Source organism: Geotalea sp. SG265, from assembly GCF_022808985.1.
Taxonomy (GTDB): Bacteria; Desulfobacterota; Desulfuromonadia; order Geobacterales; family Geobacteraceae; genus Geotalea.
Map to the genome: position 1 here is coordinate 145,698 of NZ_JAKZFT010000002.1, position 26,743 is coordinate 172,440.

General features: G+C 55.2%; 32 protein-coding genes. 6 read left to right on the top strand and 26 right to left on the bottom strand.

The window, feature by feature from the left end; translation table 11 throughout:
- Positions 1–143 precede the first annotated feature (143 nt).
- Entirely contained in the window at positions 144–623 is a 480-nt protein-coding gene (locus ML541_RS03150; protein WP_243370715.1) for a carboxypeptidase-like regulatory domain-containing protein, read from the top strand.
- Positions 623–2,497: an MXAN_6640 family putative metalloprotease gene (locus tag ML541_RS03155; RefSeq protein WP_243370718.1), complete on the top strand. Its 1,875-nt coding sequence runs from the start codon at positions 623–625 to the stop codon at positions 2,495–2,497. The genes ML541_RS03150 and ML541_RS03155 overlap by 1 nt, the downstream gene beginning before the upstream one ends.
- A gap of 95 nt (positions 2,498–2,592) precedes the next feature.
- Here ML541_RS03155 and ML541_RS03160 read toward each other — a convergent pair whose 3' ends face one another.
- Both ML541_RS03160 and ML541_RS03165 read right to left on the bottom strand, forming a co-directional pair.
- Positions 2,593–3,045, bottom strand: coding sequence for a hypothetical protein (locus ML541_RS03160; protein ID WP_243370722.1), 453 nt, complete (start codon positions 3,043–3,045; stop codon positions 2,593–2,595).
- Positions 3,046–3,086: 41 nt separating this feature from the next.
- Positions 3,087–3,668, bottom strand: coding sequence for a cytochrome c3 family protein (locus tag ML541_RS03165; RefSeq protein ID WP_243370725.1), 582 nt, complete (start codon positions 3,666–3,668; stop codon positions 3,087–3,089).
- Positions 3,669–4,025: 357 nt separating this feature from the next.
- Between ML541_RS03165 and arsS the strand changes: the two genes are divergently transcribed.
- The gene (gene arsS, locus ML541_RS03170) at positions 4,026–4,991 is read left to right on the top strand and encodes an arsenosugar biosynthesis radical SAM (seleno)protein ArsS (RefSeq protein WP_243370728.1); all 966 of its coding nucleotides are present in this window, start codon (positions 4,026–4,028) and stop codon (positions 4,989–4,991) included.
- 17 nt (positions 4,992–5,008) lie between these two features.
- Entirely contained in the window at positions 5,009–6,601 is a 1,593-nt protein-coding gene (locus ML541_RS03175) for a glucose-6-phosphate isomerase (RefSeq protein ID WP_243370731.1), read from the top strand.
- On the opposite strand, the gene rsmI is transcribed toward ML541_RS03175, so the two are convergent.
- The 14 genes from rsmI to ML541_RS03245 all read right to left on the bottom strand — a co-directional run bounded on the left by rsmI (position 6,598) and on the right by ML541_RS03245 (position 15,663).
- Positions 6,598–7,437 (bottom strand): 16S rRNA (cytidine(1402)-2'-O)-methyltransferase, encoded by an 840-nt coding sequence (rsmI, locus tag ML541_RS03180; RefSeq protein WP_243370735.1) that lies wholly within the window; start codon positions 7,435–7,437, stop codon positions 6,598–6,600. The genes ML541_RS03175 and rsmI overlap by 4 nt on opposite strands.
- A gap of 127 nt (positions 7,438–7,564) precedes the next feature.
- A complete protein-coding gene (locus tag ML541_RS03185; RefSeq protein WP_243370738.1) occupies positions 7,565–8,386 on the bottom strand; it encodes an NAD+ synthase in 822 nt (273 codons plus the stop codon).
- Positions 8,386–9,237 (bottom strand): nitrilase-related carbon-nitrogen hydrolase, encoded by an 852-nt coding sequence (locus tag ML541_RS03190; protein WP_243370741.1) that lies wholly within the window; start codon positions 9,235–9,237, stop codon positions 8,386–8,388. Before ML541_RS03190 ends, ML541_RS03185 begins: the two co-directional genes overlap by 1 nt.
- A gap of 77 nt (positions 9,238–9,314) precedes the next feature.
- Complete coding sequence (locus ML541_RS03195; RefSeq protein WP_243370744.1) at positions 9,315–9,698, bottom strand: YraN family protein; 384 nt, start codon at positions 9,696–9,698, stop codon at positions 9,315–9,317.
- A complete protein-coding gene (locus ML541_RS03200; protein WP_243370747.1) occupies positions 9,695–10,351 on the bottom strand; it encodes a ribonuclease HII in 657 nt (218 codons plus the stop codon). Before ML541_RS03200 ends, ML541_RS03195 begins: the two co-directional genes overlap by 4 nt.
- Before the next feature lie 65 nt (positions 10,352–10,416).
- Positions 10,417–10,773: a 50S ribosomal protein L19 gene (rplS, locus tag ML541_RS03205; protein ID WP_243370748.1), complete on the bottom strand. Its 357-nt coding sequence runs from the start codon at positions 10,771–10,773 to the stop codon at positions 10,417–10,419.
- A gap of 73 nt (positions 10,774–10,846) precedes the next feature.
- A complete protein-coding gene (locus tag ML541_RS03210; RefSeq protein WP_243370749.1) occupies positions 10,847–11,440 on the bottom strand; it encodes an RNA methyltransferase in 594 nt (197 codons plus the stop codon).
- The gene (trmD, locus tag ML541_RS03215; protein ID WP_243370751.1) at positions 11,440–12,174 is read right to left on the bottom strand and encodes a tRNA (guanosine(37)-N1)-methyltransferase TrmD; all 735 of its coding nucleotides are present in this window, start codon (positions 12,172–12,174) and stop codon (positions 11,440–11,442) included. Before trmD ends, ML541_RS03210 begins: the two co-directional genes overlap by 1 nt.
- The gene (rimM, locus tag ML541_RS03220; RefSeq protein WP_243370753.1) at positions 12,171–12,695 is read right to left on the bottom strand and encodes a ribosome maturation factor RimM; all 525 of its coding nucleotides are present in this window, start codon (positions 12,693–12,695) and stop codon (positions 12,171–12,173) included. Before rimM ends, trmD begins: the two co-directional genes overlap by 4 nt.
- A complete protein-coding gene (locus ML541_RS03225) occupies positions 12,695–12,925 on the bottom strand; it encodes a KH domain-containing protein (RefSeq protein ID WP_012646576.1) in 231 nt (76 codons plus the stop codon). The genes rimM and ML541_RS03225 overlap by 1 nt, the downstream gene beginning before the upstream one ends.
- A 51-nt stretch (positions 12,926–12,976) precedes the next feature.
- Complete coding sequence (gene rpsP, locus ML541_RS03230) at positions 12,977–13,243, bottom strand: 30S ribosomal protein S16 (protein WP_012646575.1); 267 nt, start codon at positions 13,241–13,243, stop codon at positions 12,977–12,979.
- Between the two features lie 50 nt (positions 13,244–13,293).
- Positions 13,294–14,646, bottom strand: coding sequence for a signal recognition particle protein (ffh, locus tag ML541_RS03235; RefSeq protein ID WP_243370754.1), 1,353 nt, complete (start codon positions 14,644–14,646; stop codon positions 13,294–13,296).
- Between the two features lie 146 nt (positions 14,647–14,792).
- A complete protein-coding gene (gene yedF, locus ML541_RS03240; RefSeq protein WP_243370756.1) occupies positions 14,793–15,383 on the bottom strand; it encodes a sulfurtransferase-like selenium metabolism protein YedF in 591 nt (196 codons plus the stop codon).
- Positions 15,384–15,405: 22 nt separating this feature from the next.
- Positions 15,406–15,663, bottom strand: coding sequence for a DUF3343 domain-containing protein (locus ML541_RS03245; protein WP_243370759.1), 258 nt, complete (start codon positions 15,661–15,663; stop codon positions 15,406–15,408).
- A 121-nt stretch (positions 15,664–15,784) separates the two neighbouring features.
- On the opposite strand from ML541_RS03245, the gene ML541_RS03250 reads away from it, so the two are divergent.
- Both ML541_RS03250 and ML541_RS03255 read left to right on the top strand, forming a co-directional pair.
- Positions 15,785–16,039: a hypothetical protein gene (locus ML541_RS03250; protein ID WP_243370762.1), complete on the top strand. Its 255-nt coding sequence runs from the start codon at positions 15,785–15,787 to the stop codon at positions 16,037–16,039.
- Positions 16,032–16,505: a DUF721 domain-containing protein gene (locus tag ML541_RS03255; protein ID WP_243370765.1), complete on the top strand. Its 474-nt coding sequence runs from the start codon at positions 16,032–16,034 to the stop codon at positions 16,503–16,505. Before ML541_RS03250 ends, ML541_RS03255 begins: the two co-directional genes overlap by 8 nt.
- 53 nt (positions 16,506–16,558) lie before the next feature.
- Here ML541_RS03255 and ML541_RS03260 read toward each other — a convergent pair whose 3' ends face one another.
- The 10 genes from ML541_RS03260 to ML541_RS03310 all read right to left on the bottom strand — a co-directional run bounded on the left by ML541_RS03260 (position 16,559) and on the right by ML541_RS03310 (position 26,731).
- Complete coding sequence (locus ML541_RS03260; protein ID WP_243370767.1) at positions 16,559–16,783, bottom strand: hypothetical protein; 225 nt, start codon at positions 16,781–16,783, stop codon at positions 16,559–16,561.
- Positions 16,784–16,811: 28 nt separating this feature from the next.
- Complete coding sequence (locus tag ML541_RS03265) at positions 16,812–17,117, bottom strand: glycosyltransferase family 39 protein (RefSeq protein ID WP_243370768.1); 306 nt, start codon at positions 17,115–17,117, stop codon at positions 16,812–16,814.
- A 112-nt stretch (positions 17,118–17,229) separates the two neighbouring features.
- The gene (locus tag ML541_RS03270) at positions 17,230–17,964 is read right to left on the bottom strand and encodes a glycosyltransferase family 2 protein (RefSeq protein ID WP_243370770.1); all 735 of its coding nucleotides are present in this window, start codon (positions 17,962–17,964) and stop codon (positions 17,230–17,232) included.
- An 84-nt stretch (positions 17,965–18,048) separates the two neighbouring features.
- On the bottom strand, positions 18,049–18,798 hold the full coding sequence (locus tag ML541_RS03275) for a glycosyltransferase family 2 protein (RefSeq protein WP_243370772.1): 750 nt from the start codon (positions 18,796–18,798) through the stop codon (positions 18,049–18,051).
- Between the two features lie 57 nt (positions 18,799–18,855).
- On the bottom strand, positions 18,856–20,493 hold the full coding sequence (locus tag ML541_RS03280; RefSeq protein ID WP_243370774.1) for a glycosyltransferase family 39 protein: 1,638 nt from the start codon (positions 20,491–20,493) through the stop codon (positions 18,856–18,858).
- Positions 20,490–21,650 (bottom strand): DegT/DnrJ/EryC1/StrS family aminotransferase, encoded by a 1,161-nt coding sequence (locus ML541_RS03285; protein WP_243370777.1) that lies wholly within the window; start codon positions 21,648–21,650, stop codon positions 20,490–20,492. Before ML541_RS03285 ends, ML541_RS03280 begins: the two co-directional genes overlap by 4 nt.
- Positions 21,651–21,663: 13 nt before the next feature.
- Positions 21,664–22,596, bottom strand: coding sequence for a WxcM-like domain-containing protein (locus ML541_RS18845; RefSeq protein ID WP_279342329.1), 933 nt, complete (start codon positions 22,594–22,596; stop codon positions 21,664–21,666).
- 4 nt (positions 22,597–22,600) lie between these two features.
- Positions 22,601–23,533: a glycosyltransferase family 2 protein gene (locus ML541_RS03300; protein ID WP_243370779.1), complete on the bottom strand. Its 933-nt coding sequence runs from the start codon at positions 23,531–23,533 to the stop codon at positions 22,601–22,603.
- Positions 23,534–23,541: 8 nt separating this feature from the next.
- Positions 23,542–24,324 carry a methyltransferase domain-containing protein gene (locus ML541_RS03305; RefSeq protein WP_243370782.1) on the bottom strand — a complete coding sequence of 261 codons (783 nt, stop codon included), beginning with the start codon at positions 24,322–24,324 and terminating at the stop codon, positions 23,542–23,544.
- Complete coding sequence (locus tag ML541_RS03310; RefSeq protein WP_243370786.1) at positions 24,305–26,731, bottom strand: YfhO family protein; 2,427 nt, start codon at positions 26,729–26,731, stop codon at positions 24,305–24,307. Before ML541_RS03310 ends, ML541_RS03305 begins: the two co-directional genes overlap by 20 nt.
- Positions 26,732–26,743: the final 12 nt, after the last annotated feature.

The window sequence follows — 26,743 nt, forward strand, 5'->3', positions numbered from 1 at the left end:
GATATGCAATGAAAGAGATAACAAGAATACTTGGATCGCCACATCTCGCCGGACGAGTCACCACCGATTTTTAGCCATTGCTTTTTGCGACCGTCTGAAATATCGTGGAGAGGCTTTGTTCATGCGCTACAACGGAGGTTACAATGAGGAAGCTCTTTGCCCCGATCATTTTACTGCTGGCCATTGCCGGCCTGGCCTTTGCCCAATCCCCGGGCGTCTTTCATTTCTCCGGCAGCTCCTTCCGGGAAGGAACCAGCCCCGGCATCACAGCCATAGCTGCACAGGACGGTTTACTCCCCTCCATAACCAGCGATGAAGCGCCGGCGAAACCGGCAAAACTATCCGCCGGCAGCGGCGGACTTGCCCTGCTCTGCTACGTGCAGCAGTCCGGCGGCAAACTGGAGGCAAAGGGAGGATATCAGCCCATTGCCGGTGCCCCCATTGAAATCACCGGCACTGGACTAAAGCTCATGGCCCGCACCGATGAAGCCGGCTATCTCTTCCTGGCGCTCCCTGCCGGACAGTATGAGGTGAAGTTCTCACCCTTCACGAAAAAAATCAGGATCGATAAGGGTAAAAACACCCTGGCCGCCATTCGAGGCGGGAAAAGGATGGTCGATTGATGAAATTGAGACTGCTGTTTTGTACCATCATCTTCGCAAGCATTGCAATTCCACCCTTTGCGTCTGCCCACCCCCTCGATGATTTTTATCTTTCGAAATTCAATCTCCTGCCCTCATCGCCTCTCTCCTTAACCGGCGTCACCAGTCAAACATCCGCAGAACCTGAACGCTGCCGCACCTGGCTCTATCACGACCTGAAACGGGACTGGAATAAGCTTGAACCGAAGACGAAGAACATCCTTGCGAAAGTACTGCCGGCAAGGCCCGCTCTATCCGATGAGGCCATTGTGCTTTCCAATGGCGGGCATTTTCACATCCACTACGCCAAAAGTGGTGCCGATGCTCCTCCCCTTACTGACGCCGATGGTAACGGCATTCCTGACTGGATCGAGAAGGTGGCCAACGTTTTCGAGGCAGTCTATAATCGCGAAGTAAACGTTATGGGTTTTCAGGCACCTCCGACACTGAACAACCAACCCTATGACATCTATCTGCAGAATGTAGGCCCCAGCCCAGCCAACAATTACGCCGGTATATTCGGCGTAACAGACAATGACACACAGGTGACTGCCGTCTCTTTCACCAGTTATATCATCATCGACAACGACTTTTCGGCCACAGAATTCGGCAAGGAGATCACCCCCTATGCCCCGTGGAAGGCCATGGAAATCACTGCCGCACATGAATTCCACCACGCCATTCAATTCGGTTATAACTACTTCTTTGAAATGTGGTACGCAGAAGCAACAGCCACTTGGATAGAAGACGAGGTCTATGACTCGGTGAATCAGCTCTACAAGTACCTGCTGGACTACATGCTTTATCCATCTACGCCATTGGATACCCCGGCCGAGGTTTCTAAAGATGGTGGCTACGGTCGCTGGGTATTCAACCGTTATCTAGCGGAAACCAATCCGGCGCCGCCCTATTCCGTGATCCGCCAGATATGGCAGAACCTTGCAACCAAAAGGTCCGGTAATGGAGCAGATATTCCCATGCTGCCCGTCATTGATGAAGTCCTTAAAGCTAATGGTAGCAGCCTCTCCGCCGCCTTTCTAGGATTCAACAAGCGACTATTCCTTCAGAACTGGGCAAGCCACCAGAACGAGATCAGCCTCATCCCCCTACTAATTTTCTCCCAAGCCAATACCTTTTCTGCAACCGAAAGTTTCGATCTGTCCACAACAACCACGCTGTCGGCTCTGCCCAGCTACTCTTTCAATTACCTGAAGATTCTACCCTCTTCTACGCTCTCCTTGCTCATCAGCTACACCAGTAAGCCAGCTCCGTACGCCATTATCGGATTTGTGCAGGCGTCTACAGGCGCAGCAACAGAGTACGACTACTCCGGCAGCATCAATATTCCGTCGATTTCTACTGGATCCACCATTTATCTCCTCGCCAGCAACAACGTCACCGGCCTGACAACGGCTCCTACCGACCCAACCCAACCGGTTGCGACACTTGCGGACGCGATCAACCCATACACTGGTCCGGTGACACTGGTGAGCAGTGGTGGTGGAGGTGGTACGGCATCGGGCACTAGTAGTTCCGCTAGCAGTGGCAAAAGCGGCTGCTTCATCGCCACCGCCGCCTACGGCAGTTATCTCCATCCCAAGGTCGCGCTGCTGCGCCAGTTTCGGGATCATTACCTGCTGAAAAACGCACCGGGGCGGGCCTTCGTCTCCTTCTACTACCGGATCAGCCCTCCGCTGGCGGCATTCATCGCCGAACATTCTGCAGCACGTGTCCTTTGCCGACTCGCCCTGACCCCGGTCGTCTTCTTCGTCGAACATGTCGCTGCACTGCCCATCATTCTGGCATTGATCAGCGGCACCCTGCTTTTCCGCCGTACGCGGAACCATTGCCCCTGAATAAAAACAGAGAGGCGGAACAAACCACGTTCCGCCTCCCAGTCGATCCTCTTCCCTCCTGTCATTCTGCCGCTTCCTTCCCCTGCCGAATCCGACTATAACCCGAACGCCTTCATCTCCTTGTCCAGTTTCTCGGGAGTAATGCCCAGGGCGCGGCAGATGGTCTCCCTGTCGCAATGATACCTGTCCAGGGCCATGATGAGCAACGCCTTCTTCAGGGAACTGGACAGTTTGTCCATGAGGTTCTCCTTGCTCGTTGCGGAAATCAGCGAAAACAGCGGTTCCAGGTTTTTCTCGAAAAGCCTGGCATTCTCATCGATTTTTCTGCGGCTGATCGTTTCCATTCTTTTCACCTTGACCATCGTAGCAATGATTTCATCCATGTTTTCCTGGACGTACCGCAAGGTTTCCCACGTGTTATCCACGGTAAGAAGCTGACTGGTTGGCTTCATTGTCCCCAAGCCACTCTTTTTCAACATCACCACTTCCATAACCCGGAATGTGCCGTCCCCTGCTCTTTCCTCCGGCCCTGCGTATCGTGATCCCATGGCTGCACCCTCCCCTGTTCCTGTCCCGTGTCCGTTTTCCCTTACTTGATGTGGCAGGTCAGGCAGAGATTGCTCCCTTCATTGCTCACCACCAGGTGGGGTACCTTTTTGTTGAAGGGATTGTGGCAGGTCAGGCAGCCGACCCTGCCATCAATCAGGATCATGTTCGGGTCGAGCTGTTCCAGCCGGCGGAGCTCACTGTTGACATAGCTTGCGCTGCCGTAGTGGGTGCCGATGGGATGGCTGGTCAGGCTGCCCGAGAACATGCCGGAGTCTGCTGCCTTTTTGAAGCTGATGTCATGGGCGGGGGAGGTCGTACCGTCATGGCAGCTCATGCAGTTGTAGGAGAAGGAATCCACCTCGAAGGTCTCTCCGTCCTTGACGATAGTCACTGGGGTATCCGCTTGAAATTCACCATAGCGGGAGGTTGATGCCTGCACGGCGGCGTTTACCTGCATGCGGAAGTTGCGGCTTTCGACCGGGTCCTCAAGCTGCTTGACGAAAGTACAGGTCTCGCGGATGGCTCCAGACGCGGCACCCGGATTGCCCATGGCGGCGAAAGCAAAAAGAACGGCTGCCATGGTCTTCATAGTTCCCGATTTGATAGTGATGATGTCTAACATGGCGTGGCCTCCTTAAATGTATTTGTCTTTGTTATTACAACCTCCGTACCACCCCGATGCCAAATGGAATATATCCCTAATCAATTGTAATTTCAGACAAATTTTCCCTGCACCAACGATTATGGCTTTCTTCCTCGCCACGAATCCATGTTCAGGTATTGCACATCCTTTCCGTGTTCAAAAAGCCAAAGTTTATATGTTTCAGGGGTTTAGTACTCCATACACCTTTCTGAACAGCTGCCCGCTCTTGAACAGCTGCTTTTTGAACAGCGCCAGCCTTGAATCTGCAGGGAGTTATGGTATTATTAACCCTCTTTCAGGGATTCCCTCCCCACTACGCGCAACACTGGAGCATTGATGGTAGCTGCTTTCAAAGAACGCCTGCAACGCCTCGATCCTGTTTTTATCACCTTCGATTCCCTGAAAACCCTGCAGCTTAACCTGGGCAATCTCTGCAACATGTCCTGCAGCCATTGTCATATGGGAGCATCTCCGCACGGCAGACGGATCATGGATAAAGAGGTCATGGACAAGGCAATCGGCATCCTCTCCCGTCTACCAGGCATTAATCTCGATGCCACCGGGGGATGTCCGGAGATGAACCCCCATTTCCGCTATCTGATTGAGGCAACAGCCGATATTTCGCCCCGGCGCATCGTGCGCAGCAATCTGACCATTCTGGAAGAACCGGGTATGGAATGGCTGCCCGCGTTCTACAGCAGGCACGACGTCGTCGTTACGGCGTCCCTCCCCTGTTACCTGGAGGAAAATGTGGACAAACAGCGGGGCCGTGGGACCCATGCCAAATCCATAGCCGCCCTGAAGCGGTTGAACGAGATCGGCTATGGCTGCCGCCATGAGCTGAACCTGGTCTACAATCCGGGAGACGCATGTATCCCGGGTTCACAGAAAGATCTGGAAGCGGCCTACAAGATGGAGCTTTTCGAACGGCATGGCATTACCTTCAACAACCTCTACACCATCACCAACGCGCCCATCGGCCGCTTCAGGGAATACCTGGAGGCAAAGGGGGCGTTAGCCCGCTACCTGAACCTGCTTGCCACCAGCTTCAACCCCGACGCGGCAAAGAATATCATGTGCCGAACCATGGTGAGCGTCGACTGGAAAGGGTTTATCTACAACTGCGATTTTAACCAGGGGCTGGGCCTCCCCATCATTGATCACTCGGGGGCGATGCTCAAAATCGACGACCTGGAACAAGCGGCAAAAAGCGGTGCCGAGCTTTTTCTCTCCCAGCATTGTTACTGCTGCACTGCCGGAAACGGCTCCAGTTGCACCGGTGCCACCGCGTTTATAAAATAAATTCCTCTGGAGGAGCTATGGACAAGCACGAGCTTTGGCAGAGATACAAAAAATACCTGGGGGTATACCGGGAACTGGGGATGATGCTGGATATCAGCCGGATGAATTTTCCGGCGGATTTCTTTCAAGTCATGGAACCCCGGATGCAGCAGGCTTTTGACGAGATGAACGACCTTGAAAAGGGAAGCATCGCCAATGCCGATGAAAAACGGATGGTAGGCCATTACTGGCTCAGGAATGCCGAACTTGCCCCGAACAAAGAACTCTCTGCAGAGATTACCTTCACCGTCAGGGCCATCCGGGAATTCGCCGACAAGGTTCACAACGGAGAGTTGTCTCCTCCCGGCGGCAGCCGCTTCAGTCGCATGCTAGTCATCGGCATCGGCGGTTCGGCATTGGGGCCGCAATTTGTTGCCGGCTCCCTGGGCTCCGCCGAAGACAAACTGCTGCCCTTCTTCTTCGACAACACCGATCCTGACGGCATGGATCGGGTACTGGCCCAAATCGGCAGCGGCCTCAGGGAGACGCTCACCATCGTCATCTCCAAAAGCGGCGGCACCAAAGAGACGCGGAACGGAATGCAGGAGGCGAAGGAAGCCTACAAGAACAAGGGGCTTGATTTTGCCAGGCATGCAGTGGCCGTAACCGGACGGGACAGCGAACTGGACAGGACTGCAACGGCAGAAGGATGGCTGGCACGCTTTCCCATGTGGGACTGGGTCGGAGGGCGCACTTCGGAAACCTCGGCGGTTGGGCTTCTCCCAGCCGCACTCCAGGGAATCGACATTGACCAGCTTCTGGAAGGGGCACAGCTGTGCGACGTGACGACCCGCAACAGGGAGACGTTGAAAAATCCTGCCGCAGTCCTGGCGCTCATGTGGCACCATGCCACCGGCGGGCGCGGCGCTAAAGATATGGTCATCCTCCCCTACAAAGATCGCCTGCTTCTTTTCTCCCGCTACCTGCAACAGCTGATCATGGAATCCATCGGCAAAGAGTATGACCGGAACGGAAACCGGGCCAATCAGGGGATCGCCGTTTATGGCAACAAGGGATCGACGGACCAGCATGCCTACGTGCAGCAGCTCCGCGAGGGGGTAAGCAACTTTTTCGTCACCTTCATCGAGGTTTTGAAGGACAGAAATGGGAAATCAATGGAGGTCGAGCCCGGCGTAACCAGTGGTGACTACCTGAACGGTTTTCTCCAGGGGACTCGTCAAGCCCTCTACGAAAACGGCAGGGAGTCGATCACCATTACCGTGGACGCCATCAGTCCGCGCACGGTCGGCGCATTGATCGCCCTTTACGAGCGTGCCGTAGGCTTTTACGCGTCCCTCGTCAACATCAACGCTTATCATCAGCCGGGAGTGGAGGCGGGGAAAAAAGCGGCGGGAGTGGTTCTCGAACTGCAGGGGAAGGTGCTGGCGCAGCTGGCCGAAAAGCGAGGGAAGGGATTTACTGCCGAAGAAATGGCTGCCTCCATCGGCTGCGACGAGGAAGCGGAGACAATCTACCGGATTCTACTCCATGCTGCGGCCAACCCTGACCACGGTGTTACCGCAGAAGAAGGACCTACAGCGTTTGACAAGAAATTTTACTGCAGTAGCTAATCACGCTCCTTCAGCTTCAGTGCTTCGGTATAGACCTCCCCCCGGGGAAGACCAGTCTGGAGCACCACCTGCTTCACCGCATCCTTCAGGGAAAGCCCTTCGTCTTCCATCAGGAGCGCCAAAAGATCGGCAACGGACGCTACGTCTTTGTGCGCCGCGCCCTCAGCCGCCGGCGCCACAAGAATGACTACCTCACCCTTGATGGTGCGATGCTGGAGGGTATCGATGACGGTGGAACAATTCCCTCTGATGAATTCCTCATAGACCTTGGTCAGCTCCCGCGCCACAACCAGTTCCCGCTCGCCCAGGACCTCCTGCAGGTCAGTAAGTGCTGCCAGTAACCGATTGGGCGATTCATAGAAAATCACCACCCGCTGCTCCCCCTTGATGGAAGCAAGCTTCTCCCGGCGTTTACCCTGCCGGTTCGGCAGAAAACCTTCGAAGACAAAGGCATCAGTGGGAAGCCCCGAGGCGGAAAGGGCCGTAATGGCAGCTGAAGGACCGGGCACAGGTACCACGGCGAAACCGGCCGCCACCGCATCGCGAACCAGCTGATAGCCAGGATCGGAGATGCAGGGAGTACCGGCATCGGTAATCAGCGCGACAGACAGGCCGCTTTCCAGCTGATCGAGGATGTAACGCCCTTTCAGCGTCTTGTTGTGATCAAAATAGGAAGTCAGTGGCTTGGAAATGCCGAAATGGGAGAGCAGCTTACGGGAATGGCGGGTATCCTCGGCGGCAATAAGATCGGCCTCCCGCAGGATGCGCACGGCCCGGAAGGTGATGTCTTCCAGATTGCCGATGGGGGTAGCGACTATGTAAAGAGTTCCTGTCATCTTCCCTCAGAAAATGTGGATTTTCGCGCAAGAACAAGGCAGACAAGGGGCGAGGCGGAGGCGTACATCAGTACGCCGCACAACGAGCCCCGCAGGCGAACGCAGATCTTGCCGAAAAGCCGCATTTTCATTTTCCCCAGTCGCGGGAGTAGCGGAAGTCTCGATCAATGGTCCTGTTCGACACCTTGGCAATTACCGGCATGCGCCGCTTGAAATGGGAATTCTGCACCTTGGCACTGACCGTATCGACAAATGCTGCGGCAAAGCCCTTATTGAGAAGTTCCTGCCTACTGCAGCGGTGGTCCACCATCCAGTAGAGCAGTTCGTCCACCTCCCGGTAGGTAAAGCCCAACTCCTGCTCGTCTGTCTGCCCGGCCCACAGGTCGGCCGACGGCTTCTTCTCGATGATCTCCCGGGGAACCCCCATCGCTTCGGATAACTGCCAGACCTGAGTCTTGTAAATGTCGCCGATGGCATTGAGGGCGCTGGCCATGTCACCGAAGAGGGTGCCGTAGCCCAAGAGCAGCTCGGTTTTGTTGCTGGTGCCCAGGACCAGTGCCGCATGGGCAGCGGAATGGTCATAGAGGATGGTCATCCGCTCGCGGGCCATCTTGTTTCCGCGGCGCATGTTGCTTGCATCGGGAAAGCGCTCGAAATAGGCGTCGATCATGGGGGTAATCTCGATCACCTGATAGTTGATGCCAAGACTCTCGGCGACCAGCCGCGCATGGGCCTCGCTTTCGGGATTGCTGGTTCGGTAGGGCATGGTGCAGGCATAGACGTTTTCCGCCCCCAGGGCTTCAGCTGCCAGATAGGCAACCAGCGCCGAATCGATTCCCCCGGAAAGCCCCAGTACCGCCCGCTCCACGCCGATCTTTCGCACCTCTTCGCGAATGAAGCCAACCAGCACCCGGCGCAACAAATCCGTGTTCACAGTAAGTCCGGTCATTAGCGCTCCCTCTCCCGATCGATCCGCTGCAGCTCTTTCAGGGTAATGCTCAAGCTCTCGTCGCGCATCATTGGCGAGAAGATCCTTTCCCGCCGCAAGGCGCCCTCTTCCATCCGGGTAAAGACGAGATCGTCTTCCAGTATCTTGCCCCGCTGGACTACTGCACCCGATGGGGCCACCGCCTCCGACCCTCCCCAGAAATTGACGCCGTCTTCATAGCCAACCCGGTTGCAGTAAAGAACCCGGGAATTCAGGAACATGGCAGTGGTGGAGGTGAGTTTTTGCCAGGCAATGGTGGAGCCAAGGTTTTCGTCCTCGGTCACCCCCCGCCCGGGGCTGCTTGACAGGCAGAGCAGGGTGGTGGCGCCGTCCATGGCGAGGATGTAGGGGGCGGAAAGATGCCACATATCTTCGCAAATCAGCATCCCCATGCGGCCGAACCGGGTGTCGAAGGCACGGAACTGCTCGCCGCGAGCCATGTAGCGCTGTTCATCGAAGAGACCATAGGTGGGAAGATAGACCTTGCGGTGCAGATGCCTGGTCTCACCCCCCTCGAAATAGACCGCCGAATTAAAGAATCGATAATCGGCAGCAGCTTCGACAAAACCGACCGCTATGGAAATCTTCCGAGACAGCTCCTTCAGCCGGACCAGTTCGGGGGCATCGACTGCCAGGGCAACCTCCGGAACAAGATCCTTGAGAAAATAACCGGTCAGGGCCAGTTCAGGGAAGACGATCAGATCCGCCTTCTCAGCTATCCCCTTTGCGACGGCAGCTTCCACCAGAGCGCAGTTATCGGCGACGCAACCAAGCTTCGGCTTGATCTGGGCCAGGGCAACGGTAAAATCCATGGGCGTTCTCCGCGTTTTTTCGGCTTAAATTAGCACAGCATGGGACGGGAGGCAACGTTTGCCTGAGCTCGCCCCGTTCAATACGCCAAGTCGAAGGCATTCATGATATGCTCGATCTCGGGTACCGCGTGGTTTCGCTGCACAATGGCGATGACATCGAAGCGGGCAGCGGCATCATGCATTTTTTTCTGGGCCAGCCAAGTGAGGGCGGCCTTGGATATCTGCCGCTGCTTGAAAGAGGTTACGGCCAGCTGTGGAACGCCAAAGGCGGCATTGCGCCGGGTCTTGACCTCGACGAAGACGATTGTCTTTCCATCCCTGGCGATAATGTCGATTTCGCCGCACTTGCAGCGAAAGTTCCGCTCCAGGATCGAGAACTTCAATCCCTTGAGGAAAGTGACGGCGATTGCCTCGCCGATCTCCCCCAAGGTCTTGTTGTCGGCCTTTTCCTCACCCGTCACTCTTCACCTTTCACCATTTTCACATGCTCCTTGACTCCGCTGAAGGTCAGCCGGTGAATCGGACACGGGCCGTGCTCGGCAATGGCCTTGAGGTGGTCGGCACAGCCATAGCCCTTATGGGCGGCAAAACCATACTGGGGAAAGGCCACGTCGTACGAAACCATCAACCGGTCGCGGTGGACTTTGGCAATGATGGAAGCCGCAGCGATGGAGAGGCTGGTGCCATCCCCTTTCTTGACCGTCTTTTGCGGAATGGGAACCGGTACCTTGGAGATACCGTCGACCAGGATAAAATTAGGCCGCAGGGAAAGGGCATCCAAGGCATCCTTCATGGCGGCAAGGGTTGCCTGGAGGATGTTGACCTGATCGATGACGCCGGCCTCGCTCGCACCTATGCCGACCGCAAGGGCATTGGCCATGATCACGTCAAAGAGTTCGTCCCTTTTGGCAGCGGTGAGTTTTTTCGAGTCATCCACCTCGGGCAGATCTACTCCGCCAGGGAGGACGACCGCGGCAGCGACCACCGGACCGGCAAGGGGTCCGCGCCCAGCCTCGTCAATGCCGGCAAGGACGGCATAGCCTTGGCGGCGGATAATGGCATCGAATCCCAGCAGAGTCGGTTTTTCATAATGGAACAGATCGAGAGTGGGCATGGCTGGCCTAAATAATTGAGGGCAATGCAAAAAAGCCCCGGCAGTAACTGCCGGGGCTTTGGGTCTTACATTCCAGCCACGTATTTCTTTTCCTTGATCCTGGAAGCCTTGCCACGCAGCTTACGCAGGTAGTACAGCTTGGCGCGGCGGACCTGACCACGGGTGATTACCTCGATAGCATCGATGGACGGCGAGTGGAGTGGGAAGCTTCTCTCAACGCCGACGCCGTTGGAAATTTTGCGCACGGTGAAAGATTCGCGGATACCGCCGTTCTGACGGCCGATCACCACCCCTTGGAAGGCCTGGATACGGCTCTTGTCACCTTCGACGATCTTCACCTGCACCTTCACGGTATCACCGGGCCTGAACGCCGGAATGTTCTTCTTCATCTGTTCCATCTCAATAGCATCAATCTTATTCATTTTTCCTTCCTCCCTTATCTATGCAACATGTGCTGTATATTCGTCAGTAAAATCTGCAGATGCATCCGTTTCATCACCGGTCAATCTCTCTGTTGCCGAACAGCCGGTCCAGGATGATCGCCGCGGCTGAGCGGACTGGCAGGTGGTTGTACGCTCCCGGTCCCGTGATGGGGCCAAGCACGTAAGCGGCCCCGGCAAACACCTCTTCAGTCATTCCCCAGCCGGTACCGAACAACAGCAGGTATGGCTGATCCTTGTCCTGCAACAGTCTGGCAAGGCCCGCACAATCGATGCTGTTTTCCCGTGCCCGGGCACCTGTCACAACCACCTTTGCCGGTTTGCCGAATTGTCGCTCCAGGTGGTCCAGGGCCGCCTGCAGCGAATCGACTATCTCTATGATTTCAAGGGCGGCCTTGCGCTTTGCATTGTAAGTGGCGCCATAACCTTCAGTCCAATGAGCCCTGATCCGTTCCGCCAGGCTGCGCTGCTCTGCCACCGGCGTGATGACGAAATAGCGGCCAAGACCGAAGGTTCTGGCGGCACGGGCTATGTCATGCAGATCGAGATTCGTTACCGCCGTCGCCACAACCTCGCGGTTCTTGTTATAGACCGGATAGTGGAGAAGGGCGATGCTCAAGTTGGGAACTGCGGGAACGAAGGTCTCCACTACTCTGTTTCCCTAGACAATTCCACTAGGTATTTCCGGTCGGCGTCAGTCAGCCGGACCTTCTGCAGCAAGTCGGGCCGTTGGAAGGCGGTAGCTGCGAGAGATTTGCGTCGCCGCCATTTTTCTATCTCCCGATGATTGCCTGACAAAAGAACCTTGGGAACCTCCAGACCTCTGAACTCAGGGGGCCTCGTGTACTGGGGGTACTCAAGAAGCCCGTCGGCAAAGGAATCGTTGATGGCAGACTCCTCACTGCCCAGCACCCCAGGCACCAGGCGGGAAACCGCATCGATAATCACCATGGCCGCCATCTCGCCGCCGGTCAGGACGAAGTCTCCCAGTGAAATTTCGTCATCCACGAAAAGTTCCCGCACACGTTCATCCACTCCTTCATACCGCCCGCAGATGATGATCAGCGCCTCTTCCCGGGCCAGCTCATCGGCTACGGCATGACTAAAGGCCCTTCCACGGGGGGTGGTAAGGATGACCCGCGCCTTGGGATTGCCAGCCTTGGCGTGCTCAATACATGCGGCCAGCGGTTCCACCTTCATAACCATACCGGCGCCGCCACCATAGGGGTAATCGTCGGTAACGCTATGCCGGTCAAGGGCATAATCGCGAATGTTATGAAGGGCAACCTCGATAAGCCCTTTCTCCCTGGCCCGCTTGAGGATGCTCTCCGTGAGCGGCCCCTCGAACATGGCGGGGAAAAGGCTCAGAACTTCAAATTTCATAGATCGAGCAACCCCTCCGGAAGCCGGACCGTCATTCGCCCGGCAGCCGGATCAACCTCAAGCACAACGTCATCGAGGGCGGGAACGAGAATTTCTCGATTTCCGCCCCCCTGGACCACATACACATCGTTGCTGCCCGTAACGATTATATCGACCAGTTCCCCAAGGATTTCCCCGTCCTCGGTGGTTACCTGCAGCCCGACAAGATCGCACCAGTAATACTCATCATCGGCCAGTGCCGGCAGTTGCTCGCGCAACACGTACACTTCACGCCCTACCAGGTGCATGACATCATTAATGTTGGTGAAGTCCTTGAGACTGAGGATGATCTTCTTACCGTGAGCCTTGGCGCCGGCTACGGCAAATGATTCCATCCCTCCACCAGGTTTTTTGATCATCACCGATCGCAAAGCCGTGAAGCTGTCCGGCTCACCGGAGAAGGAGGTTATCCGAAGCTGTCCTCTCACCCCATGGGTCGCCGAGACCTTGCCGATCAAAATTGTTTCGATACTGCCTGACATTACTCTACTATCTTGAGGACCGCCTTCTTGTTATCCTTCGTCGAAACGGCATTGAGCAGAGTGCGGATGGCTTTGGCCGTACGCCCCTCCTTACCGATAATCCTGCCCATGTCTTCCTTCGCCACGGTCAGCTTGATAACGGTAGTCTCTTCTTCCATCTCCTCGGTTGCTCTTACCTGACTGGGGTCATCAACAAGTGCTTTCGCGATGGTTTCTACGAGCTCTTTCATGTCGCTGTCCTCTGTGAGTTAAAATGTCCGGCGTACCGGGGAAAAACCGTATTATGCAAGCTTGGAGACAAATTTTTCCCAGATACCGGCCTTCTTCAGGATCTGCTTCACGGTATCGGTAGGCTGCGCGCCCTTGCCAAGCCATTCAAGAGTCTTTCCCTCTTCCAGTTTGAAGACCGCAGGATTTTGATTGGGATCGTAGGTACCGACATTCTCGATGAAACGGCCATCCCGTTTGCAGCGCTCGTCTGCAACCACAACCTGATAGAAAGGTTTTTTCTTTGCGCCGGCACGAGCCAGCCTGATTTTTGTTGCCATCTTTTCCTCCTGGTATTATCACGGCCTGCGCCGCAACTTCGTTTTTTATTTTAGAAAGGGAACCCCATCCCTTTTCCCATGCCTTTCATAAGACCTTTCGGTCCCAGCTTCTGGAGCTGTTTGACAACCTTTTGTGCCTCAGTGAACCGCTTGAGGAGCTGATTTACCTCCTGCACGGTCGTACCGCTTCCCTTGGCGATGCGCAGCCTGCGGCTGCCGTTGATTATCTGGTGATTCGACCGCTCCTGGCGGGTCATGGAATCGATGATCGCCTCGATTCGCTTCAGCTCCTTCTCGCTGGGCTGGGCACCCTGCATCTGCTTCATCATCTTGCCCATGCCGGGAATCATGCCCATGATCGACTCCAGGGAGCCCATTTTCTTCAGCTGCTGCAGTTGGGCCTTGAAGTCTTCCAGGTCGAAATTGCTCTTCTTCAGCTTTTTCTGAAGCCGCTCGGCCTCTTTCGTGTCGAAGGTTGACTGGGCCTTCTCGATCAGGGTCAGCACATCACCCATGCCAAGGATGCGCGACACCAGGCGGTCGGCGTGAAACACCTCAAGGGCGTCCAGCTTCTCGCCGAGACCGACGAATTTTACCGGCTTGCCGGTGACCGCCTTGATGGAAAGGGCCGCACCACCCTTCGCATCGCCGTCCAGTTTTGTCAGCACCACGCCGGTTATGCCGAGACGGTCATTGAAGCCAGTCGCCACATTAACGGCCTCCTGGCCGGTCATGGCATCGGCGACAAACAATATCTCCCGCGGCTCCACCGCTTCGCGGATATGAACCAGCTCGTCCATCAGGTAGTCGTCGATCTGGTGGCGACCCGCGGTATCGAAGATGACCGTATCGAAACCGGAGAGCTCGGCGTATTTCAGCGCCTTGCTGCAGATATCGACCGGCTTCTGATCGGCCTGTGAATCGAAAACCTCCATGGACAGCTGTCTGCCCAGGGTCTTCAGCTGCTCGATAGCGGCCGGCCGGTAAACATCGGCCGGGACCAGCAGCGGTTTCCGCCGTTGGGACTTCAGGTATCGGGCCAGCTTTCCGCAGCTGGTCGTCTTTCCTGCACCCTGAAGACCGACCATCATGATGGATACCGGTGGCTTGGCAGCCAAATCCAGGCTGTTGTCCTCGTCACCACCCATCAGGGCAACCAGCTCATCATGGACGATCTTCACCACCTGCTGCCCCGGGGAGAGGCTCTGGAGAACCAGGGTTCCGACAGCCTTTTCCCTGACCCGCTCGACAAAATCCTTGACGACCTTGAAGTTGACGTCCGCCTCAAGGAGTGCCAGGCGCACTTCGCGCAGGGCCTCCTTGATATTGTCTTCGGTCATTACCCCCTGACCGCGCAGTTTTTTAAAGACCGATTCAAGCTTATCGGAAAGGGCATCAAACATGAAAACTCTTTCGCAAATTCAATATGTTAGACCACTTCGAGCAACGGCAAACGAAAAAGCGCACTTTGCCACTTGTAAAGGAGCAACTTTAGAGGAATGTCCAGCTTTTTGTCAAGAACAAATTTAACCAGCAGCACCGACGAAGATCAAAGGCGGATTACCGATTGCGCCTTGAGCATCCCTTCGGCAATGGTGAACATGTTGGTTACCGAACCGGCTGCCAGCTTGTCCTTGCGGTGAAAGAAATCGAGACATACGCCGCAGGAGAGTATCTCGCAGCCCATGTTCTCCAGCTTCTCCAGGACTTCGGCGATCTCCGAGCCCTCCGTCGTCAAGAGGACGCCGGTGTTGATGAAAAAGATACTGTCGGGAAGCTCGTTAATGTCAAGCAGGGTAATCATGAAGTTTTTCATAAGGAGGCGCCCCAACTCCTCGGGCCCGTCCCCCAGGCGGTCGGAGCCGACGAGCATGACCGTCTTGCCCTTGGCCCCCGGAGCAACCGTCTCGGCGATCTCTATTGAGCCAGCCTTGCCGGAAACGACCAGGGAAAATCCCACCCCCATCGGAGTTTCGGCAACTAAAAAGCCACGGTTTGTCGCAAACCGCGTGACATTCTCCCGGGGTGCGCCGCTATCGACCAGCACCGTCAGCGATTCTCCAGGATTTTCCTCCAAGGCCCGCTTCACCAGCACCACCGGCTGGGGACAGGCCATATTTCTGCAATCAATGGTTTTCAATCACAACCTCCGATAAATACAATTACGTAGTTACTTTGACGTACTCGCCATGCTGCTTCACATAAAGCTCTGCCGGAAGGAACCCCTCTTCGGCAAGAACCCTTTCCACCTCATTGCGCAGAGCAGAGTCGTACCTGATGGCCAGGCCGCAATCGGACTGCAGCGCCCTTGGTACGGGAATCAGCATGATGGCCAGCTTCTTCTGCTTCAATATCTTTTCGGCTTTCATGACCCGATGAATGGAATTGAAAACCGCCACGTAATCGCCGTCCTGGACCACTACCCATCCTTTCGACACCTGGGAATAAAGTAAGCAACGCGGGCGGCCACCGCCTTTCGGCAGCTGTCAAGCTCGTTGACAAAGGCCGTTGAAACCCATAGTATACCGGGTGAGGTAAAGAATGCACCTTATTTTGACATTCATCGCCCTGATGCTCCTTGCCCTGCTCATCAACGTACCGTTCGGCTACCTGCGGCAGAGCTACGAAAAATTCTCCTTCGGCTGGTATTTCTACGTCCACATTTCCATTCCCATCATCATCTATCTGAGGATCAAAGCAGGCTTCAGCTGGAAGCTCATTCCCTTTACCTTGGGGAGTGCCGTCGTTGGACAAATCATCGGCGGGAAGATCCGCAGAAGGAAAACCCTTGGCTGAAAAGCGTCCACGTATGAAGCGACCGGCAGCGGTCGCAGAACTGCTCACGGAATTTTTCCAGGATAAACCTGTCGGAATGCGCCTGAAGGAAGGCAAAATATGGCTTGTCTGGGAGAAGTCGGTGGGGGAGCAGATAGCTGCCCGAGCCAGGCCCGCAGCATTCCGTGATGGAACACTCACGGTTATCGTCGACAACGCACCATGGATGCAGCAGCTGACCTACCTGAAAAAAGAGATCATCGCCAAAATCAACGGGCATCTCGGCGAAGAGCTGGTGACGGATCTCTACCTGAGAGCCGGGAGCAGCCCCGCGCCCCCTGCCCAACCATCCCCCCCCACACAAGGATGCAGAGCCCTTTCCCCTGAAGAGCAACAACAGATTGGCGAGAAAACCGCGGACATTTCCGATCCGGAGCTGCGAGAAATCATCTCCGGGCTGATGGGAACACATCTGAAAAGAAGCTGAGGTCTTCTCCCAGTCAATTTCCCCAGTAGGCTATCACCGCACTGCTCGCCACATCAATCACAAAGGCGGTAGAAGGCCACCTGGTAATTCCGTGTAGTCGACCGGTACAGGCCGACAAATACCAAGCCGGGTGGTGGAGCCATGATCTCCGCATCGGAATGTTTATCCCCCACCATTTCCTTTACCACCAGGTCTACCTTGTTCTTACGGGCGAACTGCAGCAGTTGGGGAAGGTCCGCCACCGGTTCCGGAGTCCACAAGCCATCCAGATAGTACACCAGCTTGCTCCAAGCCACCATGTAGTTTTTACCCGGACCGAACCGTTCGACAGCCCATCGTCCTGCCTTCGCCAACTCCCTGGAGGAGATGGGGAAAGGTAGCGCAGAGGATTGCCGCGCAGAAAGCGGTCTTCCAGTCGAACAGCCTGCTTGCGAGGAAGTAGACAGCAAAGGCAAGGCCGGCGCCGCAGACCACGGATACTAGGCTGGCAGCAAAGACAAGCTCCCGTATGCCGGCAATGGAAGAAACCGCCGCTATAAAAATCGAATACAGAGGGGGAAACCATAGGGCCTGCCAGCCCAACCCCTTGCCCAACAGGATGTTTCGCGCCATCTGCAAATACATGGCCCCGTCGGCACTAACTCCGGAAACGTGAAAGTGACCAGTAAGGACAACCGCTACTAGGACAAAAATGACTGATAAAAGCAGCACATTCCTGCGCATGTCAAAGCCCCAGCCTTCTCTTGAAAAGGAGCTGCAGAGTCTGCCGCACGGTTTTTCCCACATGCATCTTGCTGGCGCTCTTTTTCTGGTCATAGCGGAGAATCAGCGGCACCTCTTCCATGATCGGGTCGTATTTCCGCAGTTTCAGTAGGATATCCACCATGCAGGAAAAACCCTGCTCGGAAATGAATTCATCTCCGTATTCCCTGAAAGCATTTTTCAGCAGCCCCGCCCGATATGCACGATAGCCGCAGGTATAGTCCCTTACGCCGGAAATGGGCATCACCAGCCGGAACAGCAGAGCGGCTCCAATGCTCAAGGTTTTCCGGTACAAGGACAATCCTCTGATCTTAGCCCCTTTCTGATAGCGCGAGGCGATGACCACGTCGTTTCCCTCCCTGACGAGGCGCACCATCCTGAACAACAGGCCCGGCAGATGGCTGTTATCGGCATCCATGGTAACGATAATATCACGCTCCTCGGACGTCTCGACGGCACGGAACAGGCCGGTCTTTATGGCTTCCGCCAACCCCCTGTTCTTTTCATGGTTGACCAGGTCGAGGTCGATCCGTCCTTTGAAGCGCGAAACGACCTCGGCAGTGGCATCTGAACTTCCGTCGTTGACGACAATGATCCGGCACGGTTTGCCTTCCTCCTCGATAGCCTCGCAGAAGCTAGTGAGAAGAGCACCGATGCACGACGCCTCATTGTAAGCGGGAAGGACTGCTACAATCATCAATTCGCTCCTTGCAGGATTCGAACGGCAATGAATAGTGCAGGCGAGATAAACTGAGCCTCATTCATTCTGACCGTCTCCCTCTCAGCAAACTTTAGCATTGAATAGCCTCCCCCGGCACAGCCCTGCCTTTGCCAGCCTGAACTGCAGAGCGGTTTTCAGCACCCCAAGGCCGTAAATTACGCTGCGGCCGAAGTTTATGGAAGACGCCTCCTCAAAATATTTGGTCGGACAGCTAACCTCACCGATACGGTAGCCGAACCAGACAATCTGTGCCAGCATCTGGTTGTCGAAAACGAAGTCCTCCGAGTTTGCTTCCAGGGGGAGCCTCTCCAGAATTTCCCGGGAAAAAGCCCGATAGCCGGTATGATACTCGGAAAGCTTGTGACCCAGCATCAGGTTCTCGAAGAAAGTAAGGAACCGGTTGGCGATATATTTATAGAGCGGCATTCCCCCTTTCAAGGCGCCTATACCCAGAATGCGTGAAGCGAGTACCGCATCGAATTCGCCATAGGCGACCATGGCGGCCATGGCTGTTATCAGCTTGGGCGTATACTGATAGTCCGGATGAAGCATGATGACAATGTCCGCCCCGAGATCAAGGGCTGTCCGGTAACAGGTCTTCTGGTTGCCGCCATAGCCCCTGTTTTTTTCGTGAATAACAGTCTTTATACCCAAGCGGCGTGCAACGTCGGCCGTATCGTCCCTGCTGGCATCATCCACAAGGACAACGTCATCCACAAATTCGAAGGGAATTTCCCGATATGTCATCTCCAGGGTTCTTGCCGCATTATAAGCCGGAAGGACAACCACCACCTTTCTGTTATTCAACATCAGTCGGCAATCTCCTCTCTGGTCTGATACCATATGCACTCATTGATGCACATGAGTTTAATCACGATCCTTTATACGATAAACCAGGTACGGCAATCCACCCGGCTCAAGCCCCATGTATCTCAGTTCCAGTTCAGGAGGCGGAGTGAAATTCTTCGTCGGTTCCAGAATTGGGGAGAAAAGAAATTGTAGTTGCGGACGCATGCCCACGAGTTGCGTTGTCGCAATAAGATAGCCCGCCCTGTTCTTCCTGGCATACGCGATAATATCGGGATAATCAGCCTGGGGCGGGATAATCATCTTTTTACCTGCATAAAAAGCGATTCTACCCGACCGGGTCATGATCGGTACATTCTCCGGGATAATGCTCCTCAGCCTGCGACCGATCTGTTTGTCGTCATAGCGGCCCATGTCCTGATTGTAATTATAGGGTGGTTTCGGTCGCGGAATTTCGGTGAAGACGTAGTAGGCGGAAAGTGCGACCACCACGGGAAGGACCAGAGGAAACGGCCAGGATGCTGATCCGATCCAATCACTTATTTTCTTCCCACCAGCCCCTGCCCAGACGAGCAAACCAGGTACATAGGCGTAGAACCCCCGGGGCTGGACAAAAAACAGAAGATAGATGGCCAGGGGCGCCAAAATGCCTAGTAGAATAAGGTGCATGTCCAGAGAAGTTCCACGCCGCGGACGCGTCATAAGCCCTACCAGGATAAACGGCCATAAGTACACTTGAAATACTCCATTGAACGCTGGAGGCAATTCCCGGATATTTTTCCAGATATTGCCCCAAAATAGATCTGGTTCATCTCTCATTATTTTAAAAAGGGACTGGCCTTTTCCCTCGGTAAAGTTCCCATGGTCATCGAGACGAAACTTTTGGTCGTTGGTGGTTATCGTACCGCGGTACTCTCTGATGACCTCGGAGTTGACGCCACTTTTCCCACTCAACTGCCATTTTCCTGTAACGTCATGGAGGTACCACATGTAGGGTGAAGCCAATATCAAGAAACCGCACCAGAAACAGACCAGGAGCAGGCAACTCCTTTTGAGGGAGCTCCAGTTTCGGCCAAGGATATTGCGGCCAAAGAAGAACAATGTCAGGGCAACACAGGCGATAAATGCTTCAGGCCGTGCCAGATAGGCTGCTCCCAGCAACGCTCCGGCAGCGGCATAAAGCAACAGTCTCCCCGTCATTACCCCTCGCCAGAATACGTACGCTCCGGCCACAACGAAACAGGTGTAAGTCGGCTCAGTGATGTCTATGCCGGACATCCCGTGGATAAAGGGCAAGGTAGCGAAAAGGAGGGCTGTGGTGACCGCCGCTGTCCTGCCAAAGGCCTCCCTGGCCATCAGGTAAAGGGGAATGAGTGTCAAGGTGCTGAAAACCACCGATACTAGCCTGGCGGAGAGCTCAAGGTCATTGAACACCAGGTCAAAGGCCCCGATGAATATGGAGTAGAGCGGTGGGGCAATGGTACCGAAAACATGCGGATCCCACGTTTCCAGAAAGGCCTTACCCATGGTGGAATAGCTTGTGCCATCGGCAGACATGACATCGTAGGTTCTGATGAAATAGGCCCGATAGAGAAAGGTAGCAACCACTAGCACGGTCACAAGCAGTATTTCCTTAGCCGGCCATTGTCCCACTGGGCGCAAGCCATTGGAAGGCGTTGATTCCTCGGTATGATTCATGATCGTCCTTTGTAGTTTACATTAAAGGGATTAGTACGGCCCAGAATAGATCCTGCAAGGGCCCCCAGAGAAAGCTGCGGCCACATGGGAAGGCTGAGTACCTCACCAGCCATTTTTTCAGCAATCGGGAAACTGCTACTGCCATGGCCGAGAGGTGCATATGCCTGCTGCAGATGAGGGGGAATCGGATAATGTATCAGAGTGCCGATATTGTTGGCGGCCAATTCCCTTTGGAGAATATCCCTGTCAGCCGTTCTAATCACGAACAGATGCCAGCAATGGCCTGCCCAATCAGGTACCGCCGGCAAGGCCACTTGCGGCAGGGAGATGGGCAGATTTCTCAAATACCAAGCGGCAAGCAGTTGCCGTTTTCCATTCCAGGCATCAAGCCGCTTGAGCCTGACGCGAAGAAATGCCGCCTGCATTTCGTCCAGCCGGCTATTGAATCCGGTAGCATTATTAACGTATTTCACCGAGGATCCATAATTGCGCAGCAGTCGGATCTTATCTGCCAATTCCCTATCGTCGGTCGTTACCGCGCCCCCGTCGCCAAACGCGCCGAGGTTCTTGCCCGGATAGAAGCTGAAACCTGCAGCATGGCCAAGTCCACCGGCTCGTTTGCCACGATAGGTTGAACCATGAGCCTGAGCAGCATCCTCCAGCACTTTAAGGCCATATTTGTCGGCAATGCAGAGGATGGCATCCATATCAGCAGGCTGGCCATAGAGATGGACCGGGACAATGGCCTTTGTTCGGTGGGTGATGGCTGCTTCTATCCGGGAAGGATCGATGTTGTAAGTGCTTCCGCATGGCTCTACCGGCACGGGAACGGCACCAGTGTGAGACACCGCCAGCCAGGTAGCGATATACGTATTGGAAGGAACTATCACCTCGTCGCCGGCACCTATGCCCCATGCCCTGAGCACAAGGGTCAGCGCCTCAAGGCCATTGCCGACTCCGACACAGTGCCCAACGCCGCAGTAGTCGGCGAATTCCGCCTCAAATGCCGCGACCTCAGCGCCAAGAACATACCACCCCGACGTCATCACCCGCTCATAGGCTTCGTCCAGCTCTTTTTTCAACTCCATATAGGCGGCTTTAAGATTCAGGAACGGGATTGCCGGCACATTATCTGTTTTCTCTTCCTGTTGAGCCATCGAAACCTCTTCTCTAATTCTCCAGTGTCCGCAGGAACTCATCGTAATCCCTTATGTAGTCATCTGCCTGGTAGACATCGGAAGCAAGAACCAGCAAAAGAGCATCACTGCTATATTTGTACTGAATTGCCCAAACCAGGGGAGGAATATGCAGACCGATGGAGGGATTGTCAAGGCGCAGTTCCTCGCTGTTCCGGCCATCATCAACAACCACAGAGCACGACCCTTTGACACAGACAAGGAATTGGTGCAGATGTCGATGGGCATGTTCCCCCCGAACCTCCGTGCTCGGCACGTTATAGACAATGAAGTATCGTTTGGGAGAAAACGGCAGGTGCTTGTCGTATTCTCCGAACGACAGGCTTCCCCGCAGGTCATTGACCAACGGCAGACGGTGCAGGGAAACTCCCGGTACCTTAACAGCTGCAACTCCACTTGTTGTCCCGTCCGTGCCAATCGTCTCGGAAGGCATCCTGCCTCTTGATGTCACATAACCGGTTATCCGTGCCGGGTTACCAACAACGATGGCGTTGGGAGGAACATCTTTTGTCACAACTGCCCCGGCACCAACCATGGCATTCATGCCGATGACGATCCCCGCCAGTATGGTTGCATTTGCACCGATTGATGCCCCTTTCCGCACGACCGTCCGAGAAAACTCCTCAGGGTACTGCTTGCTGCGGGGAAAGAGATCGTTGGTGAACGTCGCATTCGGCCCGACAAAGACATCATCACCCAAGGTGATGCCATCCCAGATCTGAACACCACACTTGATGGTCACTCTGTTGCCGATCACCACATCATTTTCAACGAACACGTGGTCACATATATTGCAGTCGTCACCTATGACGGCATTGGGCAAAATGTGGGCAAATGCCCAAATTCTGGTACCGTTGCCGATGTTGTGAGATTCGACAATTGCTTTTTCATGCTGGAAGAAACCCATTCCGTCACCTCGTATCAAAGATGGTGTCTATCACATACAAAGGTCGTTTTCTGGTCTCGTCCAATGTCCGCCAGAGGTACTCCCCAAGGATGCCGAGCATCATCATCTGGACCCCCGCAGTGAAGGCAAGGAGCAGGATGAGTGTTGACCATCCTTTCACTTCTATCTTGTGGGCGGCCCAGGCATAGAAGACGAAACCGCCGTAGATAAAGGAGCTTGCAGCCACGATAAACCCGACAGTGGAAAGGAAGCGTATCGGCAGGTAAGAAAAGGCGACAAAAGAATCGATAAACAGCTTCACCTTTTTCGCCAGGGTCCAGCGTGAAGTGCCCTTGTCCCGCTTCTTCCTCACGTAGGGGATCAGGACATGGTCGTGGCCGAGCCAGAAGATAAGGGACATGATATTAGTGTTCTTTTCGCCGATTCTGTTAACCTCTTCCACGATCTGCCTGTCGATCAGCAGGAAGTCAAAACCACCGCCGGGATAGCCGGGAATGGCATATCTTTTGATTAAAGCATAGTACGTGTTCGAGAAAAATTTCTGCGTCAAGCTTTCCTGGCGATCACTGCGCACGGCAAAAACGGCCTTTCGCCCCCGTTCCCAATGGTCGATCATTTGGAGGAAAAGTTCCGGTGGGTCCTGAAGATCGGCAGCAATCATGCCGACGCAATCTCCGGTTGCAACAGCATATCCAGCCTGAATGGCCGCCATGGAACCGAAATTTCGCGATAGCTTGACCACCCTTATCTGCAGAGGAAACTGCTTCTGAAAATCGAGGAGAATCTGCAAAGAACGATCACCAGAACCGTCATCGACAAATACCAGCTCAAGTTCCCATTGGGGAAGCTTCTCCCCCAGAGCCAGCAACTGAGGCACCGTATCCGGAAGGTTCAGCTCATTGTAATAGACTGGAACCACTATGCTGAATTTTTTCACGCCGGGTCTCATTCACCACCCCTTGTCATGGGTCCATCAATGATCTCTTGCATCTTGTCACTGTACTCTCTCCCGTAGCCATGCACCAGCAGCGGCGGCTCAATGAGCACATCCCCCCTGCGCCCCTTGGCCAGTTCGACCATGAACATGCCCGCTTCGGACATGACGCTGTCGTGGACCATCCGCAGGCGAAGGGGGGCAAGCTTCAGGGCGGCCGCCTCGGCAAAAAGCTCCACCAACCGGGAAACATGGTAAATAAAGCAGATTCTTCCCGCGGGCTTTGCCAGGTATTTCGCCACGGTCAGAAAATCAGCCAGGGAAGCGGTAGATTCATGGCGTGCCTTGTCCCGCCCCCGTTTTGGGCTTAGGCGACCGGTGCCGGGCTTGCGGTAAGGGGGATTGGACACCACCAGATCGAAGGACGACACCGGAAAGAGCCTCCTCAGGTTGCAAATGTCTTCGGCGACTACCGACACTCTGTCATCAAGGCCGTTCAGGGAGATATTCTGCCGCGCCAGTTCAGCCATCGATTCCTGGAATTCGATGCCGACGACCGTAACGCCTTTCCCTTGCCTCGCCAGGAGTAACGGCATAATGCCGCACCCCGTCCCCAGATCGGCCACCCGCGCCCCATTCGGGACGCCGGCAAAGGCACAGAGAAGGAGCGGGTCCAGGGAGAACCGGTAGCCGTTGGCCGGCTGGGCTATTTTCAGTCCATGCCCCCTGAGCTCGTCGATGGTGATCCCGTTCTCCCCCTGATCCTGTGCCCGGTCAGTGCATCGTTCCTTCATGGCACTCCCGTTTTCTCCGCCTGCACAACTCTGTTACCGCCAGGCCGGCAATAAAGGCAAGGGAAGCCAGCGTCAGGTATTTGCCGATCTTGAACGGCAGCGGATCGAAACGGAACTCGACCCGGTGCTGTCCGGGTCCCACATAGACCCCACGCAGGATATGATCGACCGGGAAAATTTCCTCCCTCTTCCCGTCCACCAGAACATGCCACCATTTGTAGTACTTTTCGCCCAGTACCAGCAGGGCATTGTCAGATGCTGCCACCTTGACGACAATCCGGTTCGGCTCAAAGAGCGCCACTTCGACATTACCGGAAAGATTTCCCTGTCCTTTCGGAGCCAATCCGGCGGGCGGCGGGGTCTCCACCAGGGCGGTCCGGGCCGGATTGAAATAGGGATTTCGCATCATTACCAGCTGCTGCTCTGGATTTGCCACCAGCTGTACCTCGGGGACCAACCATGCCTTGGGCAGCACCTGCCTGTTTTCCAGCACCACCGAACCAGTCAGCGATTCGAAGACCGGTTGGTACTGGCCTGCCAGGTTTTGCTTCTCCTCCTCATACTGGCCGCGCGGCATCACCAGATACTTGAGATTGACCAGGTTGGGCATTGCGCCGGTGAGGGAAAAGGCATCGAGGAACTCCCGGTATCTCTTTTCGCTGACCGTGACGTAAGCGGAAATATTGCCCAGGCCGAAATCTGCATAGTAGGCCGACGACTGCTCGTTCATGGGCTGCATGCGATATCGGTCGATGTTCTTCTCCAGAAACGCCACCACATCGTTTTTCGTCTTCGTCTTGTCGGCCACCGGCGGATCGGTGAGGACAAAGAAATTGGTGTTGACCCGCCACAGGTCACCCAGCAGGAGAATGACCAAAACAGGCAGCAGCAGGCGGACCGGCAGCCATCTTTTGGCCCAGGCCAGAAGAACCGCCAGATAAACGAAAGCAACACCAAAGGCGATGCCTGCTTCGCGCACGGCATTACCATAACGGTCAGTGGCCAGACCCGCCCCCCACTGGTATCGGGTCGGTTCGCCGATGGTAGCCGGCAGAAACTGCACCGCCGATTCCGCACCGAAAGCAAACCAGAGCCACAGAAGCCCGATAAGAGTGACGAAGAGGCCACTGCCGGCCAACCAGTACTTCAACGGGCGCGACTGGGGAGCTGCCTCGGCGAGGATGCCCACCCCCCGGCCGGTGAGCACGGCTACGGCAAAGGCAAAGAGGAAGAGGATCATCTTCGGCACCCGGAATGTGGAAAAGCCTGGCAGATGATCGAACATGAATTGATAGACGAAGGTATATTTGCCCAGGGCCATCAGCAGCGTGGCCCCCATGAGAAACAGAAAGAACCGGTCGGTGCGCTCCCGGCGCCTGGTGAAGACAAGCGGCACCAGGAACCAGGGCAACAGCCCCAGATAATCATTGGTCTGGGTAAAATGCATCCTTCCCCAGTAAAAGACCTGGCCGGGGGCGGGTACATCTCCCCCCTCCTGGCGGGACAGGCCGAAGAAGCCGGGAACGGCATAGGTAAGGATCTCTTCGGGGGGCATGGACCAGCTCATTCCCTCCTCCTGACTCATCCCCCCCCCCCGCTCCGATTGCCGCGACCAGCTGAAAATGGGGGCAAATGACATGGCGATGGTGGTGAAAAAGAGCATCACCATGACCACAGCAAGGGCTATATCCTTGCGGAACGCCGGCAGATATCCCTTTCCTTTAGAGACGAATGACTCACCCACATGGAAGAACCAGTAGGCACCGACCGCCAGACAGGTGTAAAAGGATATCTGCCAGTGCATGTTGAAAAACTGCACCGCCAGCATCAGGGAGGTCATGGCATAGTGGAATAGCCTGCCGCTCCTGATCGCCCGTTCCAGGAAATACAGCACCCACGGCAGCCAGCTGATTCCCTCTATCTTTTGAATATGCCCGGCATTAATCAGCGAGGCCGTCTCCGTCCCAAGGGAAAAGATAAGCCCGGCGGTAAAGGCGCCAAAACGGCTGATGCCTATCAGACGGCAATAAAAATAGGTTCCGATGCCCCCCCACAAAAGGGAGAGAACCGCCAGCCAAGCGATGCTGGAAGGGAAAGGGAAATAATGCTGAATCAGGAAACGGTGGAAAAGAAGGCCTATTGCATTCCAACCCCCTTCAAGGGTCCGCCCGCCGTCCATAAGGGGTTCCCAGTTTGCATGGAAAATGGTGGGAATTGAGGCGAGATAATCGGCAAGGCTCTGTGCCTTGATCGCCTTGGCCCCCCAGAAGAACTGGGTGATGACGTCCGAAGCACGGATGATCTGATCGGTAAAGAGCACCTTGTTGCAAAAGGCAATGACTATCACCGCCATCAATCCCACATAGAACCAATCTTTCTCTAAAAGTCCCGGTTTCTCATTACGCATAGGTGCGTTTTC